The 5,243-nt window shown below is 67.3% G+C and carries 6 protein-coding genes; all 6 read right to left on the reverse strand.

Annotation, left to right across the window (positions count from 1 at the left end):
- A partial coding sequence (locus ACWF94_RS32650) for an AAWKG family protein (protein WP_453496811.1) occupies positions 1-1,499 on the reverse strand: 1,499 nt, incomplete at its 3' end.
- 76 nt (positions 1,500-1,575) lie between these two features.
- Positions 1,576-2,091 carry a type VII secretion system-associated protein gene (locus ACWF94_RS32655; protein ID WP_453496814.1) on the reverse strand — a complete coding sequence of 172 codons (516 nt, stop codon included), beginning with the start codon at positions 2,089-2,091 and terminating at the stop codon, positions 1,576-1,578.
- A 31-nt stretch (positions 2,092-2,122) separates the two neighbouring features.
- Positions 2,123-2,440, reverse strand: a complete 318-nt coding sequence (locus ACWF94_RS32660; protein ID WP_453496817.1) for a WXG100 family type VII secretion target — start codon at positions 2,438-2,440, stop codon at positions 2,123-2,125.
- Between the two features lie 50 nt (positions 2,441-2,490).
- Positions 2,491-2,832: a hypothetical protein gene (locus tag ACWF94_RS32665; RefSeq protein ID WP_453496820.1), complete on the reverse strand. Its 342-nt coding sequence runs from the start codon at positions 2,830-2,832 to the stop codon at positions 2,491-2,493.
- Between the two features lie 140 nt (positions 2,833-2,972).
- Positions 2,973-4,436, reverse strand: coding sequence for a type VII secretion protein EccB (gene eccB, locus ACWF94_RS32670; protein WP_453496823.1), 1,464 nt, complete (start codon positions 4,434-4,436; stop codon positions 2,973-2,975).
- A gap of 19 nt (positions 4,437-4,455) precedes the next feature.
- Positions 4,456-5,243: type VII secretion integral membrane protein EccD (eccD, locus tag ACWF94_RS32675; protein WP_453496826.1), on the reverse strand; the 788-nt coding region annotated here is incomplete at its 5' end.

Genomic DNA, 5,243 nt, shown 5'->3' on the forward strand with positions numbered 1-5,243 from the left:
GCCTGCTGCGTCTGCGCCTGCGTCTGTTTCTCTTCCTGCTTGCGCTCCAGTTCCTCCCGTTTTCGGTCGGCCTCCGACTGCCGCTGTTCCTGCTTCTTCTCGGCTTCGTCCTGCTTCTTCTTGGCCTCCTCCTCCAGTCTCTTCTTGTCGGCCTTCCCGTCCGCACGATCCCGGGAGACCTGGTCCGTGGCCAGCTTTTCGCTGAGGTTGACCGATTCGGTGCGCACCTTTCCAGGAAAATCCTGCTTCCTCAAGGAATTCTGGACGTCGATGATCGCCTGCTTGCCGGCGGTGACGAGTTCGTCCTTCACCGTCTGCTGCCAGCGGCGGATGGCCTCCTCGCCAATCTTCTTCCAGGTCTCCTTCTCGTCCAGCGGAAATGAGCCCTTGGGCGGATCCTCCTTGGGGAAAATACTCTTGGTCAAACTGTCAGTGAAACTCCCCCCCTTGACGTAGTGGTAGCCGTCGGATCTGGTCGTGCCCTGCGTGGTGTGTGTGGAGTTGCCGACCTTGTAACCGACCTGCCTGATGTTGTAGTCCCAGATGTCGTCGGTGACTTCCAGCAGCACGTCGTGCAAAAAGCGCAGCGGGTTCCCGGTCAGCTCCTGCCATTTGTCCCACTCGCGGTGCAGGCTCTTGACGGCCGCGACGATTTCCTTGTCGAAGTCGCGGAGGGCTTCTCCGTAGCTGGACTTGGTCCCCTCATCGACCAGCGGAAACTGCTCACTGTACGACCGATAATTGCGCGCCAGCGCGTGGACGATGTCCTGGAAGACGCCTGCCGCCTTGCCCTTCCAGGACGCCTCCGGCCGGCCGAGGTCAAACTCCCAGTCCCGGAGATCGGCGGCCCGTTGCTTGAAGAATCTCGCGACCCGGTCAAAGGCGTCGGCGCTCTTCTCGAAGGACTCCAGGTCCACCGCATCGTCGTCCTTCACCCAGAGGCCGTTCCAGGAGAATCCCTGGGTGTTGCGCTCTCTGAGGAGCTCATCCAGCGCCATGCCGCCGCCGTAGCTGTACTGCCTCAGCTTCAGGTTGCTCCAGACGGTGTCCTTGCTCTGCCCCTCGAAGTCCTTGCCGAGACCGCTCTTGAACTCGCGGCCCTTCACCACGCCGCCAACAGGCGGGCCATCGCCCTCGTCGTTGCCGATCAGCGTGATGCGGGCCCTCTTGAGCTTGACCTCGGTGCCCACCGGCGGCTCTTTCCCGATCGCCCCGCTGAGACCCGAGTAGAACGGCACCACGAAGTCGGTCTGCTGGATTCGCCAGCCGGCCGGCCGGGAGTTCATCGTGCGCCATTCCAGGTTGTCGACGATTTCCTCGATGTCTCCGGGATGGTCGTCGAACTCCACACGCATCAGCGGAATATCGTTGTTGCCGACCAGGGAGTTGAACAAGGTGTCACGCTGGGGCATGTCATACCCGGTGAGCACTTTTACGGCGGTGTGCCAGTAGTCATCGACGTTGTCCGAGGGATACACGGCGCTTTGCTTATCGGCCACGATGGCAAGTCTCCGGGCGTACGGTCAGGACGGGTGTGTTCGAGCGGGGTGCGGCGGGTCAGTCACCCTTGTCCTCCTAGGCGCCCCCACCACCCGTGCCGCTCTTCTGTGAGCCGGACAGACCGGACCCCAGGTCTTCCAGCGAGTCCAGGAAATCCTGCCCGTCGATGTTCATCAGGTTGCCCGTTTGAGCCTTGAAGAGCGTTCTGATGCTGGTGCGAAGGTTCTCTTCAAGGTCCCGGAAGAGCCTGTTCTGATCCTGCTGGATCTCGGTCAGATCCTTCGCGGTCCGGGCGACGGCCGCGTTGAGATCGGCGCCCAGACCGGCCAGGTGCGACGAGTCCAGCATCTTCCCGAGCGCCAGCGGCTTCTGAGTGCCGTAGGAGTCGAAGTCCTTGCCCGACACCGCTCCCTTCGGGGTGAGCGTGTCCATGGAGACGCCGAATTTGGCGTCGTCCTTCATGATATTGGTCAGTTCCGTCTGGAAGGCTTCGACGCGGTCCGTGAGGAAGGCTTCCAGACCGGCCTTGTCCAAACTGATCCTGCCAGTCTTGGAGTTCGGGTCCTCCGTCGGGTCCTTGGGCTTCGGCATGTCCTCGGGCGCTGTGGTGCCTCGGCCGGGGTCAGCCACCAACCTTCACCGACTCCCACATCTGGGAGAGGGACTTGTCGCTGTACTGATAGTTGTCCGAGATGTTGGTCAGCAGCGCGGCGTGCTTGGTGAGCATGTTCTCCATGGCCCCGACCGCGCCGTTCCACGCCTTCTGCTTGGTCTCGTAGATGTCCTTGTCGTCACCGATCCAGGAGTTGCGCAGGGCGGTCAGCTCCGCCTCCAGACTGGAGAGGGTGGTGGAGATCGCCTTGGTCTGATGGATGAGGTCGTCAGCGGCGTTGCTCATCTGCGTGTAGTCGACGTAGATGTAGCCGTCGGTGAAGTCCATTGCCTGTCCTCGTCTCGCGTCGGTACAAAGGGGGAAGTTCGGTGGGCGGGTCAGCCGCGCAGCGTGTCGAAGATGGCGTCGGACTCGGTGTACGCCTTGTTGATCTCATCGACCGAGGAACCCTGCTGCTTGCCGTGCTCGACCAGGGTGTTGTTCAGCGCCTCGATCATGTCCTGGACGTTGAACAGGATGACGTCACACTTCGCCTCCCATGCCTCGACGAGCCGCATGAAGGACCCGCCGTCCGCACCCTTGTAGTGGGCCATCAGGTTGTTCCTGGTGTTCTCCACGTCCTGCCGGCACTTGGTGACACCGGTGAACGCCATCTCCAGAGCCTGGATACCGTTGCGGGTCGCCGACTCCTCGGACTGCCGCATGGTGTTGAGGGACATGCCTCACCTCTCCTTGGTTCTCATTGGCTCTCCGTACGTCCGGAACGGCCGATGCTAGGCACACCTGATTGCATTCCGGGCGGTCCACCTTGCCGCCGGATTGTTTTTCCGTTGTCGTCCGCCGTCCCGGAGTTTCCCGTCTACCGCCAGGCGCACCGGGGGGCGGTCACCGAGGCGCGGCCCGCCTCCGCGGATTCGGGGTGCAGGTCAGGGCCGGAGGGCAGCATCGCCAGCATCAGCGCGGGCATCGCGCCCGGGGTGACGCCCTTGTAGCCGAGGGCCTCGACCGCTTTGGCGGTGGCCAGCCGGTACTTCACGCCGGTCTCGGTGACCAGGTACAGGGTGCCGCCCACCGCTCCCCCGCCCGCACCCACGAGCCGCACCAGGGCGCCCCGTCCCGGTGGCACGGTGACCCGGTCCACGGGCAGACATGCGGCGGCAAAGACGCCGGAGGAGTGCTCGGCGACCGGGCCGAGGCCGGCGGTGGGCGCCAGCGTGACAGCGAACCGGGTTCCCTTGCCGCCGGGTGTGACCAGCGCGCACGGGCTGCGGTCCCGGGGGACGCCCACCGCCCTCGGGGGGGTTTTCGGCATCTCGCCCAGGCCCTCGGCCCGTGCGGTGTCGGGCGCCGGATGACCTCGCAGCGCCTCGGAGGACAGGGAGGCCGGGGCAGGCGTACGGCCGTCGTACGCCTCGGCCCGGACGCGCGGATCGGCCAGCAGCAGGGCGAGTTCGGTGGCGGTGAGCGGAGCCAGTCCGTCGGCGCGCAGCACGTAGTGGCGCTCCTCGGCACCCGGTACCGCGAGGGTGAAGACCTGGCCGAGTTTGGTGGCCCGCCCGCCCAGGGCCGGCCCCGCGTCGCCGAGCCCCTTGACGGCGGGGGCCGCGAGGTCGGGGCCGGCGGGCAGGGCGTTGAGGAAGGCCGCGGACACCGGCACCGGCCGCACCGATGCGTAGCCCAGGGCCTCTCCGGCCGCGGAGTCGCGGTCCATGCGGAGCCGGCTGCCCTGCCACACGAGATAGTCGCTGCCGTCGGGCCCGGCCACCAGCAGCCCCTCCGAACGGCCCAGGTGTTCGCCGTCACCGTCGTGGGCGACGGCGAGCGTGGTCACCTTCCCTGTGCGGCCGGCACCGCGCGGGGTTTCGGTGACGCATATCCGCCAGGACTCCTGCGACAGATCGCCCGCGGCCGGCAGTTCGTCGGGGGCTCCCGCGATGCCGATGGGCGTGCCGCGCGGGGTGCCCTTCAGGGAGGCGGTGCTCACGGTGGTGGTGGACAGCTTGGCGCCGGCGATCAGTTTGGCCGAGGCGTAGTTGCGCACCGGGCGCAGCCTGCCGTCCAGGTAGAGGTAGCGGGCGCCGGTGCCCTTGTCGACGATCAGGCCGCCCGACGTCTGCCAGGTGTTCTGCTTGCCGGGGCTGACGAGGCCGACGATGAAGGCGCCCACGGCCACCAGGATGGCGATGATGACGCCGATGGCGATGCCGCGATTCGTACGGCCCTGGGGGCTCTCGGGGGCGTCCGGGTCGGAGCGGAGCATGCTGGAGGTGAGCCGGCCCATCAGGAACATATGGGCCTGGACCTGGTCGCGCTTGTTCTCCATCGGTGATCGGTCCTTACGGTCAACTGTTGAGGGCGCGCAGCCAGCCGAAGACGCCGAGCACCCACAGGGCCAGCGGAAGGAGGCTGATGGCCATGGCGGAGTGCAGGATCTCGGCGGCCCGGCCCCAGTAGGGCACCAGGCGGCGGCCCGGGACGGTCCAGGAGGCGATGGCGATCGCGGCGCCGACGGCGAGGAGTCCGGCGACCAGCAGCAGCCGCCCGCCCGGGTCGGCGTCCGCGGCGGTGTCGTACACCAGCAGCGCTCCGCCCCACACACCGGCTGTGACCAGGGAGAGCCGCTGGAGGATGTTGCCGAGGCCGCGGCTGTGCAGCAGCAACAGCAGCGACAGGGCGGCCGACATCAGGACGGTGGGCAGGGTCGGCCGGTGCATGAGGCCCAGCAGGCAGGCCGCGCAGACTGCGGCGGTGGCACCGTACAGGCCGGTCATCCAGCCGTCGGCGACGACGGCGCGGGAGGCGATCGCGGACGGGGAGTGCGGCTCGATGCCTTCCTGGAGTTGCGCGGCGTTGGAGGGCAGCGGGGGCATCCGCAGTCCGGACAGCCTGAATGACATCGACGGCACGAACGCGCCGAACAGCACCGCGATCAGGGCGACCACACCGGCCACGTGTCCCGGGCCGAGGTCGCTGGTGGTCATCAGGGCACCGGCTCCCACCCCGGCGGTGGCCACCACCACCAGGGCGAGGAAGAGCGCGGCGGACGCCGCGACGGCGGCGACGGCGAGCATCGCCCCGCCGGCCGCGGCGGCTCCCGCGGCGAGCAGCCGGGCGCCCAGCACCTCCCAGT

It is taken from the genome of Streptomyces sp. NPDC055078, assembly GCF_053607985.1.